This window comes from Jeotgalibaca sp. A127 (assembly GCF_052266745.1).
Classification (GTDB): domain Bacteria; phylum Bacillota; class Bacilli; order Lactobacillales; family Aerococcaceae; genus Jeotgalibaca.
Genome location: NZ_JBQPRC010000005.1, coordinates 89,669 through 106,651, shown reverse-complemented (window position 1 = coordinate 106,651; position 16,983 = coordinate 89,669). Strand labels below are relative to the sequence as shown.

General features: G+C 44.3%; 12 protein-coding genes. All 12 read right to left on the bottom strand.

Annotation, left to right across the window (positions count from 1 at the left end):
• Window positions 1-30: 30 nt before the first annotated feature.
• The 12 genes from ACTVAI_RS07200 to ACTVAI_RS07145 all read right to left on the bottom strand — a co-directional run bounded on the left by ACTVAI_RS07200 (window position 31) and on the right by ACTVAI_RS07145 (window position 16,583).
• A complete protein-coding gene (locus ACTVAI_RS07200; protein ID WP_443486275.1) occupies window positions 31-957 on the bottom strand; it encodes an ROK family protein in 927 nt (308 codons plus the stop codon).
• A 65-nt stretch (window positions 958-1,022) separates the two neighbouring features.
• Complete coding sequence (locus ACTVAI_RS07195) at window positions 1,023-1,541, bottom strand: GDSL-type esterase/lipase family protein (protein WP_443486299.1); 519 nt, start codon at window positions 1,539-1,541, stop codon at window positions 1,023-1,025.
• 80 nt (window positions 1,542-1,621) lie between these two features.
• Entirely contained in the window at window positions 1,622-2,545 is a 924-nt protein-coding gene (locus ACTVAI_RS07190) for an N-acetylneuraminate lyase (RefSeq protein ID WP_443486274.1), read from the bottom strand.
• 26 nt (window positions 2,546-2,571) lie between these two features.
• On the bottom strand, window positions 2,572-3,201 hold the full coding sequence (locus tag ACTVAI_RS07185; RefSeq protein WP_443473233.1) for a YesL family protein: 630 nt from the start codon (window positions 3,199-3,201) through the stop codon (window positions 2,572-2,574).
• A 27-nt stretch (window positions 3,202-3,228) separates the two neighbouring features.
• A complete protein-coding gene (locus tag ACTVAI_RS07180; RefSeq protein ID WP_443486273.1) occupies window positions 3,229-4,572 on the bottom strand; it encodes a sialidase family protein in 1,344 nt (447 codons plus the stop codon).
• 104 nt (window positions 4,573-4,676) lie between these two features.
• On the bottom strand, window positions 4,677-6,401 hold the full coding sequence (locus ACTVAI_RS07175; protein WP_443486272.1) for an ABC transporter substrate-binding protein: 1,725 nt from the start codon (window positions 6,399-6,401) through the stop codon (window positions 4,677-4,679).
• A 20-nt stretch (window positions 6,402-6,421) separates the two neighbouring features.
• Window positions 6,422-7,303, bottom strand: a complete 882-nt coding sequence (locus tag ACTVAI_RS07170) for a carbohydrate ABC transporter permease (protein ID WP_443473230.1) — start codon at window positions 7,301-7,303, stop codon at window positions 6,422-6,424.
• Window positions 7,304-7,316: 13 nt separating this feature from the next.
• The gene (locus ACTVAI_RS07165; RefSeq protein ID WP_443473229.1) at window positions 7,317-8,264 is read right to left on the bottom strand and encodes an ABC transporter permease; all 948 of its coding nucleotides are present in this window, start codon (window positions 8,262-8,264) and stop codon (window positions 7,317-7,319) included.
• A gap of 203 nt (window positions 8,265-8,467) precedes the next feature.
• Complete coding sequence (locus ACTVAI_RS07160) at window positions 8,468-11,494, bottom strand: glycoside hydrolase family 2 TIM barrel-domain containing protein (RefSeq protein ID WP_443486271.1); 3,027 nt, start codon at window positions 11,492-11,494, stop codon at window positions 8,468-8,470.
• Between the two features lie 334 nt (window positions 11,495-11,828).
• Window positions 11,829-12,671: a creatininase family protein gene (locus ACTVAI_RS07155; protein ID WP_443473227.1), complete on the bottom strand. Its 843-nt coding sequence runs from the start codon at window positions 12,669-12,671 to the stop codon at window positions 11,829-11,831.
• Between the two features lie 29 nt (window positions 12,672-12,700).
• Entirely contained in the window at window positions 12,701-15,058 is a 2,358-nt protein-coding gene (locus ACTVAI_RS07150) for a glycoside hydrolase family 3 protein (protein ID WP_443486270.1), read from the bottom strand.
• A gap of 73 nt (window positions 15,059-15,131) precedes the next feature.
• Entirely contained in the window at window positions 15,132-16,583 is a 1,452-nt protein-coding gene (locus ACTVAI_RS07145; RefSeq protein ID WP_443486269.1) for an MFS transporter, read from the bottom strand.
• Window positions 16,584-16,983: the final 400 nt, after the last annotated feature.

The window sequence follows — 16,983 nt, the reverse complement described above, 5'->3', positions numbered from 1 at the left end:
TAAATTTAAGGATAACAATCTCATTATACCTTAATGATTCGAGGTCGCAACTTCCCTTTTTTGTTGTGTTCCCAGTTCTTGCATCTTGAGAAAATGATAGACGGCACCGATGCGTCCCGATTCATTCCCAAAGGATGCGGCAACAAGTTCGTCCGGCAAGAAAAATTTATTTTGCAGTTGTTGTCTCAATTTATGTTGGATTTTCGGAATAAGGATATCCTGCTGCTGCATAATCCCCCCACCGATGATGACTTTTTCTGGATTGAACAAGTATAGAACCGGCAGCAAGCCACAGCAGAAATTACCGACAAATTGGTTGACGGCTTGGTTTGCCGCCTCATCGCCATTCCGATATGCCTGCATGACGATTTTCCCGGTCATGTCAGCCCGTCCTGTTCGGTTTTCATAATCCTGGCACAAGGCGGTTGTCGAGGCCAAGTCTTGCCAATTGTGCCCATTCACGGGCAGGTAACCCACTTCCCCACCGGCAAATGATTTACCATGCCAAATGGTTCCGTCCAACAAGATTGCACCACCGATACCCGTACCGATTGTCAGGCAAACCGCTGATTTGCTGCCCTTCGCAGCCCCAAGCCAATATTCACCCAAAGCGGCACTGTTTACATCATTCTCAACAAAACAAGGAATATTGAACTGCGCCTCAATCTGTTGTTTAAATTCCGTCCCGATGTAGCCAGGAATCGTATAACCTGAGTAAATCACTTTACCAGCCACTGGATCGATGACCCCGGCTGAGGAAATCGCAACCCCATCCAGCTCGTAGGATTGACTATATGCTTCCACCAACACGAGCACCTGCTCCAAAATGTTGTTCGTCCCCGCTGCATGGTCTACCACGGTTGGCATTTCTTTAAAATCTCCTAGTGCTTGGCCGTTTTGAGAATAGATATCACTTTTGATGCCCATTCCGCCGATGTCGATGCTCAATATTTTCAAAACTACTTCTCCTTTCAATCTTTAAAAGAAAGAGCGATAAAAGATTTCTTTATCGCTCTTTCTTTCTATTTAATCAAGCCTTCCAATTGTTTCTTCCAATTCGCATAGCCCTCTCCAGAAAGATGAACACCATCATGGGTAAAGCGTTCCGCCATTTCCAGCTTGTTATCTGCCAGAAAGGTATCATAAAGAGCGACATAGTGAATGGTGTGTCCATCAGCAAACTGCGCAATTTGCGTATTCAAGTCAACAACCACTTGGTTATCAATGTAATGGCCATAAGTTGAATGGTTGACCGGCAGGATGCTTTGCAGAAACAACTGGGTATCCGGTGTTTTCTCCCGGATAGTGGCGACGATTTCTTGATAAACGGTAGCTATTTCCGATAGTGGTGTCTGGTCGGAAATGTCATTGATGCCAACCAGCAAAAATATTTTAGCCGGTTGCCCGGTCACAATTTGCGAAAGCCTGGTAAGGACACCACCCACACGATCACTATCAATACCGCGATTGACGATTTTTGGATTGCCAAACATTTCCGCCCATTCGTTTCGTTGGGTAATACTGTCGCCGACAAAAACAATGCTATCCTTTTGAATAGGCAGCTTATCAAACAGGCTTACCCGGTTCTCATAATGCGGAAAGGTTGTAAATGTCGCTTCGATTAAGCATCAACTCCCACGTTTTCAACGTGTGCATATTTCAAATATAATTCATAGATTTCGTCAGCTTTGGCGATTTGTTGTTCACTCATTGAAGCCATCGGTTTTCTGGACAAGAATGGACCAGCATCGCAACCTTGCAATTGCAGGATACGTTTCAAAGTGGCATACAAACCGTTTGCCAATACCGCTTCAATCAAGTCGTTCGTATCATTTTGTAAAATAAGGGCTTTTTCGTTATCTTTTACTGCGACTGCTTCCATGATTTGTCTCGAGCGGACACCGTTTACGTTAAACGTTGAACCAATAGCGCCATCCACGTTATACATTAACGCCGGTAACAGCATTTCGTCGAAGCCGGAGAAAATCAAATGTTCCGGGAAAGCTTTACGCAAACGCTCCAACAAGTAGAAGTCCGCCTGCGTGAATTTCACGCCCACAATCTTTTCATGTGCGAATAATTCCTCGAATTCCTTCACTCCCATTTCCACACCGGTCAAAGTCGGGATGGAGTAAACGATCATATCGTTATCCACTTTATCAAGAATATCGAAATAGTAATCTTTTACTTCCTGGAAGCCAAAGCGGTAATAGAATGGTGTGACCGCGGAAACCGCATCGTAACCGAGCTCTGTCGCATACTGCCCCAATTCAATGGCTTCGTATTGATTCATGCCCCCAATTTGGGCAATCAATTTGATGGCCCCTTTCGCTTCATCCATCACGATATCAAAAATTTGTTTTTTGGTTGCTGTTTCCACCAAAAAGTTTTCGCCGGATGAGCCGCCGACGTATAAACCATCGACTTTCATAGCGTTGATGTTGTGTTGGACGATTTGTCTGAGTCCAGCCTCATTCACCTTGCCATCTTCATCAAATGGTACGAGCAGTGCAGAGTATAATCCTTTTAGGTCTGAGCGTTTCATTAATAATTCCTCCTGAGTCGGTTTTTTTATGATTGTTGCATTACTTTTTCCAAAGTTCCGAAAGCATGTTGGGCAATCCACATCACGCTATACGTGAATATCGCGACACTAACAAAAGGAACCAGTACGGGAAATTGATACACACTAGCAATAAATGCCACCGTCGTCGCGATAATTCCGATGGTGTGAATAGGACAAGAAACTTCCACAATCAAGGCATGTTTGATGATCTGAAAAACATCAAGATCGAAGTGGGCCGCAACGGGACCAGTAAAAACGATTGTCAGCGTGGTAAAAAATACGATTCCGAATGCCACAAAACTGAAAATAACCCGAAGCGGCCCCGCGATATTAAGCACGGATTGATAATATAGATAAACACCAAGGACAATCAGAACGAATAGAAGACCCAGAATGTTGGCCTTGATAAAGTTCGCTTTATACTCTTCCCAAAACAGCTTGTTCAATTGGCCGGATGACTTTTTCCGGATCAATCGGCGCTGAACAGCAAACATGGCATATGTAGCCGGGAAAATTCCGCCTACCACCAAGCCTGCCAAGGTGAATACCACCCACAGGAATTGAATGTGGACCATGTCGGATAACCAAACCATGGCTTTCATCAATGAACTCTTCTTATCCATAATTGCTTGCATGTTTATCCCCTATTCTTTCTTGGCTGTTTAACCTTTAATATCTTCCAACGTTAATGATGTAAAGACTGAACGGATACTTTCCCGGTCTTCTATTGTTGTTTCGTATAAAATACCGATTTCGCCATTTGCCATCACCGTCAAGCAGGAATAGACAAAATCCCCTTCCTCAATTGTCAGTGCATATGGCCATGTTTTACCACCGTCTTCACTCAAACGAATAACGCCATTTTCACGTTTGTCCGTCGAAGCGGGTCCGGAAAATAAAATCAGTTCTTGGCCAGTTTGTGAAGGGTAACGGATGACACTGATTTGGCACACAGGGTTGATGAGTTCTTCAACAAATTCAAATCCGTCCCATGTTTGCCCCCCGTCTTCACTGGTGGCCCGGGCAATTTGGCCGTTACCATAGTGGTTACGCATATACAAGACCAATTTACCACTGTCTAACTCAATCACTTGCGATTCGGTCAGTTCGTATTTTCTGGCGTTGGCACCCAGCGCCTGTGCGGACTCCGTTGTCAACTTGATTTCCCGGTTATCATTCGGTGAGTCACCCATTTGCCACGTTTTCCCATTATCGTCACTGTAAATAACGGCACAAGACATCATACGGGCCAAGTTTGAATAATAGATCGGGAAAACCAAACGGCCGGCATGTTCACCGTGCTTCAATTGAATCCCGACCCCTGGACCGGTTCCCAAAAATTGCATCCACTCGGCCTTCACCTGGGGGTTGAGTTCGATTGGTTGGGACCAGGTTGCGCCATCGTCTTCACTTTTAACAATCTGTAAATAACATGTGTTTTGTTCAAATAAATGATCGGCTTTCATTTCATCGAAAATCTCGTAAATATGACCACTTTCAATCCCTTTTTTGGAACTAAAGCCTTTTTCGTTTACGGTATAATCAGTTGGTTCGCCTTCACGCGTCAAGACCGTCCCGTCTGCTTCCAGAACATAGCGTTTCATCTCGCTATCATGCAGGTTCCGGCGTCCTTTTTCATCAAAACCGATACCAGGACCGCTGTTCCAAAGTCCTACGCCACCCGGTGTATGGGAAAACAGCAGCCAGATTGTCCCTGTTTCTTCATCTTGCAACAAGGAAGAGTCAATGACAGCTGGGCTTTTGATATCATTACCCGGATATTCAACGACCGTTTGGATAGGTTGCCATGTCTCGCCATTATCGAAACTTCTGCGGATGGTAATATTTATTTTATTGGGATTATCGCGCTGGTTCACGATGCGGGCATCGTTTCCGGCAATCACGGTTCCCTTTTTCGTCGTCAGTAATGAAGGAATACGATAAGCTTTCGAACCATTGTCTCCTGGGGCAAACAAGTCCACTTTCTTCAAAGATAATTTTTCCATGAAATCGTTAGTCTCCTTAATCAGCCATTTTTGAAAACACGCAAGAGTCATCCCTTTTCCGGAATGACTCTGCATGCATGATTGTTACTGGTCAAATCCAGTTATTATTCAACTTCTCCTGAAAGTAAGTCTTCAACCAATGGTGCTTTTTCAAGCTCTTCCAATAGTTGTGAACCACCATTTTCCAAGTATCTTTCTACATAAGCGTCCCATTCAGCTTCGATATCGATGCTGCCGGTAATACCGTTCATACGGAATTCATCCGCAATCGTTGTTAGTTGTGCACCATAGCGGCCATTCAAATCAGCATATTCAGTTTCATCGAATAAGTCATGGCGATATGGACGAATTGCCATTTCATCAACAACTTCCGGTTTTGTAAAGAACAATTCATTCAATTCTGTTGTCTTCGGATGGCTCAAGTAAACGCCACGTTCGTTTGGATAAGAACGGAAACTATATGCCCAGAAGCCCATATCTCCTTCTTCACGAGGGAATTCAGGACGGACAATCAAAGCAGAGTTGCCTTCTTCTCCTTGCCAATCAGAATGCTCACCTGGATTACCGTAGTTCACCCATGGCTCTGGATCGTGGTTGATGTAATCGAACATTTGTAGGTAACGCGCCAATTCTTCATCCGTTACATCAGCAGATATTTGCATGGAATCCCCGAATAAGGTAACCGGCATGTAGGATTGTTCTCCTTGTGTGCCATCAGGACCAACTTCCGGCGCAAATGCCAACAATTTTGCATCTGGATCGGCTGCAATCACGTTATGTGGTGCCCGGCCTTTTGTCCAATCTTCCTGTGCCAAGTAAGTTCTTTGTGCGATGAAGTAACCTGCTGAACCTGTTTGGTATTTTTCCCAGGCAGTTTGTGCCGTCAATGTTGTCCATTCAGGGTCAATCAAACCTTTTTCGTTCCAATCAGCCAACAAGTTCAAGGTTTCTTTATAGCCTTCTGAGATAACCGGCATTTTCAATTCATCGTTTTCCATCAAGTTGTAGGAAGGTGCGACGCCGTGAGCCCCAAACAAGGTTGTCGCCCAGTTCAAGTCACTGTTGTATGGTAATAATCCATATGTATCATCTTTTCCGTTACCATCTGGATCTTCATAGGTGAAGGCTGTCAAGATTTTTTCCAAGTCTTCTAAAGAGTAGGATTGATTTGTCCAATAAATCCGTTCATAACCGTCACCGTCTCCGATTGGTTCCATATCATCCGGTAACTCAAGACCTAACTCTTCCATCCAGTCCAAACGCAGCGTTGGTGCCCAGATGATTCCTTTTGTATGTGTTTGGTGACCAGTCAAGGCAAAATACTCATCTTCCGTTCCTGGAACTTTATTCAATTCCCAGCCAAGACCGTTTTCGTTTTCGTTCAGCATCGCTGTATAGCGTGGCATATATTTCTCGATCATTTCGCGTGGAATAGAACGTGTTAAGCCATTTTCAAAAAACTCTTTTGGCGTCATTGAACCACCCGTGAAAGCAAATGCATCTGGTAAATCACCGGAAGCAATCATGATGGATGCTTCGTCTTTGTTCCATGTGTCGACTTTCGTATTCTCGATATCAACATTGAATTTTTCTTCTAATTTTTGTTGGACCCAGTTATCGTCTTCAATATTTCCTTGCGTAAAGGAGCCGGATAAATGCAATTCAACGGTTTCCTCGAAGTCGCCTGCTTCTGGCAAGGCTGTGACATCCACTGCAGTTCCGGCTGCTTGGCCGGACTCAGCTGTATTTCCACCGCCACATGCAGCCAGTAGTACCCCAGCTGAACTTAAAGCTAACCATTTTCCGATATTCTTCTTACTTCTTAACATGTTTTTTCCACCCTTCTAATTTAGCCTTTAACGGCTCCTAATTGTAATCCTTGAATAAAATGTTTTTGTGCGAACGGGTACACCATGACGATTGGTCCAATCGAAACCATGACTGTCGCTGCACGAACGTTACTTAGTAATAATTCCGAAGCTTCAGATCCAACACCAGATACTTGCATTTCCATCCGGGATGGGTCAACGTTAACCAACATCTCCCTGACGAGTGTTTGCAGGACATCCAAACGTCCATCCTGGATATAGATTTGTGCATGGAACCATTCATTCCAGTGATACACCGCTGCCCATAATGCAATTGTTACGACAATCGGTTTGGATAGTGGCAAGATAATTTTATACAAGATTTGGAAAGGTGTTGCCCCATCCATAACCGCCGATTCTTCAATTTCCGGGCTGATTCCCCGGAAGAAACGCATCATGATGATAACGTACGTTACATTCAAGGCACGTGGTAAAACCAAAGCCCATCTTGTATCCAATAGTCCCAAGTTGCGGACCAACAAGTAGTCAGGAATCATTCCGCCCGATACGAACATCGCAATGATGAACAAGGCAATGAACACCCCTCTGAAAGGTAAGTCCTTACGCGACAATGGATACGCTGCCAAAATTGTCGTTGTGACAATAACCAGCGTTCCTAAAATCGTCCGAATCAGTGTGTTTATATACGCCCGACCAACATTCCCGTAGCCGAAGATAAATTTATAAGCTTCCAAGGACCATTCTTCAGGCCATAAGTTGAGTCCCAATCCAGAAGTGGATGAGGAACTACTGAAAGACAGGACAATTTGGTTCCAGAATGGATACAAGATCGCAATACTCAATAAGGTGAGTAAAAAGAAATTCACGTAATCAAAAAGTTTGTTTTTATTTTTTCGTTGCATTTCTGTCCCTCCCCTAAATTATTCCTTGTCCGGTACGCTTCTTGACCAAATAATTCGATCCCGTGATCAACATCAAACCAATCAGGTTCTTGAACAAACCAACGGCCGTCGAGTAATCCAGGTTGAATTCTACTAAACCGGTACGGTAAACATACGTATCAATGATATCCGCGACACCATATACACGTGGGTTATACAGGTTCAATACTTGATCAAAGCCGGCATTAAGGATAGAACCGATATTCAAAATCAACATTGTTATGATGATTGGCGAAATCGTCGGTAAGGTAACATGTTGCATTTTTTGGAAGCGCGTTGCGCCATCCAATTCCGCTGCTTCATATAACGAAGGATCTACTCCTGTAATGGCGGCCAAATAAATGATGGCTCCATAACCGATTCCTTTCCAAATATCCGATCCAACCAAAATGGGTACAAACCATTTTTCACTTGCCATGAAGTGAATCGGTTCACCGCCCAAAGCAGTAATAACAGCGTTTACAATTCCGCGTTGCGGAGAAAAGATTTCCAGAACCATGGATGCGACGATAACCCAAGACATGAAGTAAGGCAAGTATGAAATGATTTGCGTCACTTTCTTGAATTTTAGATTCTTCACTTCATTTAGCGTCAAGGCTAAAATGATGGGTGCCGGGAAAACGAATATCAATTTCAGCGCACTGATTTTGATTGTGTTCCAAAAGGCCCTTTCGAAAGTAAAATCCTCAAACATCCGTCTGAAATGATCGAAATTATTCCAAGGACTGTCCCAAATACCTAGACCTGGTGAATATTTTTTGAATGCAATCAAGACACCATACATTGGCCCATATGAGAAAATGAACAAAAAAGTTAAAGGTACTGCCAACATGACGAGAAAAGGCCAGTTTTTCTTGATACTTCTTTTTACCGAAGTCGCTCTTCTCTCTTTGACAGCTGTTTCTTGCACAGCTTGTAACATATAGATATTACCTCCTCTTTTGATACTACTTTTATCCTTCCACTAGATTGATAAAAGTTTAACAACTTCCATAAACCAATTGTATACGGTTTCACAGTATTGAAGTTTCAAATTGTTAAAGAAAAGTTGAAGTATTTAAATAAAAGTAGTTGTGATTACCAAAAAAACCTGACACCGGCAATGAGCGGATGTCAGGTTTCAAGTTAGATCGTTTCAATCTTAAAGCTATAGCTATAACCATGCGTGCCTGGCAGGCGGAATTCCGGAAGCGTGTCCTGGCTCCAACTGTCGTTCCCACCGATTCCCATTTGCAAATGATTGATGCGCAAAACGGTACGGTTGGATTCAGGTAGTTGGTATGCATATTCGGCTGGTTCCATTTCTTCGTAACTATATGGCAGCGCGTTGAATTCCACGAGTGGTTGGCCACTCACTTTCAGACCGGTGCCGGTTGTATCCGTCAGTTCCACCCAACGTGTGTCAATGTGGTTGCCGGTTTCTTGCGGTTTCAAGTAGGAAACGAATTGCTCATCCACGGTGCTCGTGTAGACGCCTACTTTTGCGGCGGTTTGTTTGTCGATATAGGTTTCGAATGGCCCTTTGCCAAACCATTTCAATTGATCGAACGCCTTGTCCAGAGACACCCGCATCCCAATCTCGGGTATATCCGGCAGTGGTTTTTGTGGCATCAACGTATAATGAATCGTTAGCTGGCCATAATCCGTTACGGAATAGGTAATGGCAAGTTTCAGGTTCCCGAGTTCTGGGTAAACGAAAGTAGTTTGGACATCCGTTTCCGTTACGTGCAGTGCTGTGAGTTCCCGGTTTGCTTGGGCGTCTCGCCAGATGGCACTGCGTTTGTCGAATTTACTGCCTTTGTCGTTATCCGTGGATGCGCGCCAGAAGTTTGGTTCCAGGGCGGATTGCAGCAGTTCTGTTTGCTCTTTTTTCACAGAGGAAAGCAAGCCGGTATTTGCATCAAAGGTAAATGTTGTGTCCCCGGTCGCAAGCACGATTGTTTCATGGGTGTCGTTGCGTTTTGAAGTCGGTAATTGGAACTGCTCATAGGCGACTTCGTGATGTTCTTTGGTATGCAAGGAAACCGTGAGATGATACTCGTCTCCGCTTGTTTCATTCTCATATTTCACGTAAGGCAATTTGATGGTTTTCGTGCTTTGTGGTGCGATGTCGAGTGTAGCCACGGTGCCCTCTTCCACCATTTCGCCGTTCTTCTCCACTTTCCATTGCAAGGTATACGCGGAAAGGTTAGCGAATAAGTTTTTGTTTTTGAGGGTAAGCTGACCGTTGACAAGGTCGGTTGGTTCAAACGCCACGTTTTGGTAACATTTCTTCATTTCGTAAATCTTCGGTGTAATCTGACCATCCGCAAAAACGAGTCCGTTTCCGGAGAAGTTGCCGTCGTTTGGTGATTCGCCAAAATCACCACCGTATGCCAGGTACGTGCGGCCATCTTCCGTTTCTCTGTGGATGGCTTGGTCTTTCCAATCCCAAATGAAGCCACCTTGCAGGATTGGGTACTTGTCGAATAGTTCGGTGTATTGATAGAAATTCCCGAGTGAATTCCCCATCGCATGGGAAAATTCGCAAATCAAGTACGGTTTGGAGTTTTCGGTCGCATTCAGGGCGTAGGCTTCCACTTCTTTTGGCGGGATATACATCGTGCTTTCGATATCAGATGCAGCCTCGCTCAAACGGTAATGGAAAACTCCTTCGTAATGAACAAGGCGGGATGGATCCACGGTTTTGAAGTAATCATACAGTTTCAGGAAATTGTCCCCGCCGAACGATTCATTCCCCAACGACCAAATAAGGATGGATGGATGGTTCTTATCGCGTTCATACATGGAAGCGGCACGGTCCAATATGTTCTCGGTCCATTCCGGGCGGCTGCCGGGTACGGTTTCCTCAAGTTCTTTTTGGCCATAATACCAAGATCCGTGGGTTTCCAGGTTCATTTCATCGATAACATACAAACCATAACGATCACATAGCTCGTACCAGTAAGGATGGTTCGGGTAATGGGAAGTCCGAACGGCATTGACGTTGAATTGTTTCATGAGTTTGACGTCTTTTTCCATGTCTTCTTTCGTGACTGCACGGCCGCGTTTGGCATCCCATTCGTGGCGGTTGACACCTTTGAAAAGGATACGCTCGCCGTTGATTTTCATCAATCCATCTTTCAGTTCGAATTTACGGAAACCGACTTGGGAACGGTGGACTTCCAGGGTTTCGCCCGTGTCTGAGATGACAGATAGATAGAGCGTGTAAAGGTTTGGTTCTTCCGCACTCCATTTTTTCGGATTCGTGATCGTTTCGGAAAATTCAATAATCGGTTCGTTGGCTGGTTGTTTGGTTTGATAGACCGGCTGATCGTTTTCATCATGCAGTTGGATTTCAATCATGCCTGAGAATGGAACGTCAAACAGGTTTTCCGTTTCGACGGTTACTTTCAGTTCGGCGTTTTGGTAAGCGTCGTCCAAGAGTGTTTGGGTATGGAAATCGCGGATGTGGAGGTATGGCGTTTGGTATAAGTACACATCGCGGAAAATCCCGCTCAGACGCCAGAAGTCCTGATCCTCCAGCCAACTTGCGTCCGCCCAACGGTAGACTTCAACAGCGAGTTTGTTCTCACCTGGTTTTACATAAGGGCTGAGGTCAAATTCGGCAGCGGTAAAGGAATCCTCGCTGTAACCGACCAGTTCCCCATTCACCCAAACATAGAAGGCTGCCTCGACACCAGCGAAATGAAGGAACAAGGGTTTATCAAGCCAGTCTTCTTCCAGTTCGAAAGCGGTCACATATTGTCCCACCGGATTGTAGTTGGTCGGCGCAAACGGTGCTTTGAGCTCTTGTTGCTCAACCCATGGATAGGTCGTATTCGTATATTGTGGGTAATCATAGCCTTGGAATTGCCAATGCGCGGGTACTGTTATGCGATCCCAATTAGTGGTATCGATCTCCGATTTATAAAAATCGGTTTGGCGTTCAGCCGGATTCTCGACCCATTTGAATGCCCATTCGCCGTTCAAAGAACGAACGAAGCGTGACTCTTCAAACGGCGTCTGCTTCGCCTCTTCGATTGAAGCAAACGGAATAGAAGTCGTTGCTGGTTTGCGACGGTTCAGTTGGAAGATTTCCGGGTTGTTGTTCCATTCAGGATAGCCATTCGCTGGTTTTGAATAAACAAATTTTTGCGGCTTTTTAGTCATTTACATTTTCCTTTCTGCTGGGGATTCTTTTTGAAAAGCGTTTTCATTTTTACTGCATCTCCTATCCTATCAATTTGGATTCAGAAAGACAAGAGGAGGATTTTGGTTTAATTTTAGTTTAGAAGATTTTCTTAAATGACAAAAGTCGGAAGTAGAATTGGATTTTGGTGTTTCTAGTTCCGATTTTTTTTAAAAGTCGGAACTAGAACGGCAGAATTGATTTTTTACTGCCGAGTTTTAAAAAAGTCGGCAGTATAATGGTGTTTTGGGTTCCCTTCTTCCGACTTTTCTGCCTATTCAAAAAACCCCGCGATGTAGCTGCGGGGTTTGGTGTTTATTCGTATAACCAATCTTTGTATTTCGGGATGACTTCATTATCTTGGAAATCAGCGAGTTCTTTGAGGAGCTCAACTTTTTTCTCGATTTCCAGACTTTCGACGAAGGCATCGAACAAGGGTTTACCGTTATTGGCGATTTCTTGGCGATGTTCGACAGATTCGATTTTATGCGTCGGCATATGGTCGGATAGTTCGCCGAAGTAGTAGGCCGTTGAGCCGGAGCCAAAGGCGGAACGGAACAACCCAGATGCAAAAGCCACGGACTGTTCTTTTTTCTCGGAGAAATCATTTTCCGGTGTGGTGATGGGAACATCATCCAAACGGCCCAGGTAGTCATACCCGGCCAAGATTAAATCGGTGAAGGGATCCCCTTCGCCGCCGAAGAATTGTTTGGCAAATTCCGGCTGCATCATGGTCATGACCGAGTCGATATAAAGCAACGGCACTTTTTTCTCTTCGAAGAAGTCGCGGATTACCGGACTAATCGTCATGGAGGCTGGCCCGTGCAGGCTGATAAAGACTTGACGTTTGAAACCTTGGCGATACAGGGATTTGGCAATGGCCAGAAGATAATCGATGCCATCACGAACCGAAACTTGAACGGTTCCGCGACCGGACAAGGTGGCACCTGCATAAAAATACGGCAAGTTATGCAAAACCAATCCGTCTGTTTTTTCGGCCAGACGCAATGCTACTGCTTCAGAGATGACTGTTTCGGAATCCAGCGGCAGTCCGCCGTGTAATTCGGTGACGCCCACCGGGATGAAGATTAAGTCATTTTTTTGTAGGTATGCTTCGACCTCTTGATTTGTACATTTTGATAAAAAGCGTGTTCTCATAATACGATTCCTCCTCGTTTAAAAAATGTTTAGGCTTCGTAATGTAAGCCGAACCCTGCCCGGTAGTAATTGCCGTCTTCATCGCAGTAAGCGTAACTGCCACCTTTGACCTTGGCTAAAATTTCCGGTTTTATGTACTGGTCTTTGTCGTATCCGGGCACGTCATTTGGTGAGACGCATACTTCACGGATTTCCCCGTCGATTTCAACTTCGTTAAGGGCAATGACTTCTGGAGAAGATACCATCGTCAAGGGCATTTTCCCAGTTGGTGAAAATTCGCCCACCACTACTTCAACTTGCGCACGAAGCACCTGATCAAGAGCGACTTTACTCGTTGTGTATTGGAAGGTCATCCCATCCACGTAGGGTTCCAATTTATCCAAAAGCCATGGACTGGTAACGACACAGCTCGCAATCACCTTGCCTCCGTTGTTGTGGACCAGTTCACTGATTTCCTTGATTTTGGCGACATCTTTCAGGGTCGTGATCGACACTTTGTTGCCGGTACGTTTCTGACTCTTGTTCACTTCACGCTCATCGAAGAGTTGATTATCCACCAAGTCAATAACAGGCATGGCAAACTGGTTGAACACCATGCCGTTTGTCATCGGCCATACATGCAGGTATGCATAATCTGCTTCTTCCGGTGTATCAACTATGACATGGCCTTTTTCTTCAAATAAAGCCACCAATTTTTGACGGAATGCCTCGGGATCATCTTTCGGCACTTCTTTTAATCCCATCGCGGCTGCCATGAAAGCTGCCCCGGTATCAACACCTTTGAAACAAGCAATGTATACTTTTGTGTTTGATTTTAATGGCAATACCGCGCCATGATTTTTCGCTAGAACGATGGATTTTTGGTTAGCTTGATAGGCAGCTTTTTTCGCCCCATCCAGCTTTTCAGCGCGTACCTTGTTCGCATGTTCGGGATCAAGATAGGGATTATCGACTCGCTTGGTTTTGAATAAACTCAAGAGACGATTATAGCTGGCGCGGTCCAGGTCCTCTTTGGCCAGATAGCCTTTTTCCACGGCTTCGACAATATGTTCCGGGTCAGCCGTCCCGCCGACTACATCCGTTCCGGCTGCGATTGCTTTGGCATAACGTTCTGGAATGGATAACTCTTCCACACCATAAATTTGTGACGTCACGATTCCGGAGTCTGAGTTGACATAGCCATTGAAGCCCATCGTTTCTCTTGCTAAACCATCCAACAGTTCTTTGCTATAGGCAGTCGCGACGACTTCTTTTGAGGTCGTTTTTCCACGATATGTTTGTGGTTTTGTCCGGCTATCGGTCGTAATGCGTGAGTAGTTCGGCATAATGCCTGATGCTTGTAAATCAAACGCTGCCTGGAATGGCGGCAAATGATATTTTTCCAAAGAACCTGCTGTTGGATAAAGGCGCCATTGACCTATTGCCATGTGCGATTCGAAACCATTTTCTGAAGGGCCATCACCGGGGAAATGTTTCACGGTCAAGACAACCGAGTCTTCATTTAAGCCATCTGTCCCATCTTGATACCCTTTGACGAGTTCAGAGACAATTCCTGCTGTGACTTCCGGCACTTCTCCATAGGTACCACTATTTCGTGGCCAACGGGGATCCGTTGCGATATCAACTTGTGGACCATAAAGTACATTTTGTCCGGCAGCCTTCATCATACTGCGATCAACATGGGCCATTTCATGGACGAGGTCGTAATTTCCCTCTCCCATTACCGCAGCGGCGATACCCAGTGAATCCGGATAGCCGATGTTGATGGGGTTGGTATGCAGCGAATAAGGGATGGCCACACCACCAAGGGACGCTTCGTATTCCAGCATTTGCGTACCGGCGTTATGATACAAGGCACTCATCGCTGCTTCAACATTCATGTCACCGCGGTATACACCACCGGTTATTTTCCGTTCCAAAATATCTTTATCATCGACATGGGTTGAGATACCTGGGATGGGGGACGGTGGCTCTGGTTCTGACGGATCGTGTTTTTTGTAAATTTTATTTAAGGCGAGCTTGCCCGCTTCATCGGTGGCTTCAGCACGCGTTGGCACAACCGGCGTGTTCCAGAGTGTATTTAAGACAAGACCGGCTTGTTGATCCAGGCGAAGGTAATGAACCATATCTTTCGCACGTGTTTCATCATCCAAACGCCAATCTTTAAAAGGTGCCATCTTTCCCGAGTTGTCCAAATCTTTGAAATATAACCCATCCTGGACAATCACCCCACAGGTCGTGACACCGATGGTCGGTCCATTTTCATTTTCAAAGTAAACAGGTTCTAAATACCTATCATTAATGGCTTCCCCTTTTTCAAGTTCATAGGGTGCCGGAATATAGCCATCATTTATGGATTGCTTATTGATTACTGGACTATTTTTCACAGGACACGTTCCTTTCGTTATTTAAAAATACAAAATCCCCTAATTCGCAATGCTCATTAGGGGATTGAATGCTTTATACAGTTTCTACTACAGCTTCAACTTCTGCAACAGGAGCAACTTTGCTGTTTCTCCATACAGATAGTTCTTTACCAGTGCTGCCATCCAAGTTCCAAACGAACTTGAAGCATAACCATGAGCCGATTGCTGCAACAGCTGGAACAACCAATGTCATGACTTGGATACCTAGAATTGTTCCGCCTGCTTGTGAAACGCCAGCGTTTGTCAATTCAGGGTTGTAACCAATCCAACCAATCATCAATACTGCCAATGATTGAGAAATTGTTTGTCCAACACGACGAGTCAATGAGAATGTTCCGTAGATTGCGCCTTCTGTACGTTTACCTGTTAAGTATTCGTTGTAGTCGATTGCTTCTCCAACAAGACCCCATTGCATTTGAACAGATAAGTTGATCAATGCGTAACCAATTCCTGATACAAACAAGAAGACTGTTGGCGCTACGTTCGTACTCAACATCAGACCGAATAGTCCAAGCATCATGGAAAGACCAATTAAAAGTGATGTACGGATTACGCGTACCGTGCTACCCATTTTTTTAACAATAGCAGGTGCAATAGACAGGATAATCATTGTCAATGACATTGAAATAATGGATGTGTAACTCATCAAGCTGATATCGCCCAATACGTCTGCATACATGTAAGCATTGAACTGACCGTAAATCGTTGTACCAAAAACAATAATGATTGAGTGCATACTTAGTGCCAAGAAAGCACGGTTTTTCTTGAATACGTTCAAGATATCGGAGAATTTAACTTTTTGTGATTCATCGTCTGCTTTAACTAATTTGGATGCAGTATTTCTTTCTTCTGTCCACAAGTAGTGGATGAAGATTGTGAAACCACCTAAAACCGCACAGACAACTGCTGACCAGAAGTAACCTGTTGTCGTTTCACCGAAACGTCCCAACATTTGCGGTACAAGAACCATTGCAATCATACCACCAACTGTTGAACCCATTCCGCGAGCAGAAGAAAGTTGGGCACGTTCTGGATCATTTTTTGCCATTGTTCCCAGCAAGGAACCCATTCCGATGTTCATCATCGTGTAACCAAGCTCGTAAACAATCTTGAAGATGAACAAGGCAGCAATGGCACCGAAGCCACTCAGTAAACTTGGGACACTAAAGAATGCGATCATACCTAAAACGATTGGTGCAATAGAGTATAAGAGCCAAGGACGGAATTTGTCTTTGTTACCGGAAGATTTTGCAAACATTTTGTCCATCAACGTTCCCATCAATGGGTCGTTGACCATGTCCCAAATATTCCAGATTAATAATAATACCGATAATGTCGCAAAGTTAATTGTCAATACGTTTGTTACGTAACGTGTCATGTAGCTACTTACTAAAATTAATGTCATTACCCCGCCAGCGTCTCCCGCAGCATAACCAATCTTGTGTTTCAAAGTTAAACCTTCACCAGCAACTTTTTTCACTGCCATACCATTCATCTCCTCAGATAAAAAATATTATGTCTAAATTAGTATTTTTGAAGCTTGCATTACCATGTGGATTCTATCGGTTCTTTCCCGGGAGAACTGATAGAATTTCAGGATTAATGACTCCGCTTTCGGAATACGCTTTCATTTTATGCGATTGGCTATCCTTTTGCTATGACCAAAAATCCTTTCATTTTGGTCTAAATTGATTGTAAGTGCTTTCTTTCTGATTTTATGTGCTCAAATAATGATTTTTTTGACAGAAACGACTTATTTCTTTGTGCATTCAATCACATTAAATGTCAAATTACAGATATTTTTGCAATTTATGGATATTTCAGTTTGCCCTTTTTATGGATTGTGTGGGAAGTTGTGTCGGAAAAAAGAACGTTTTTTCTAATGG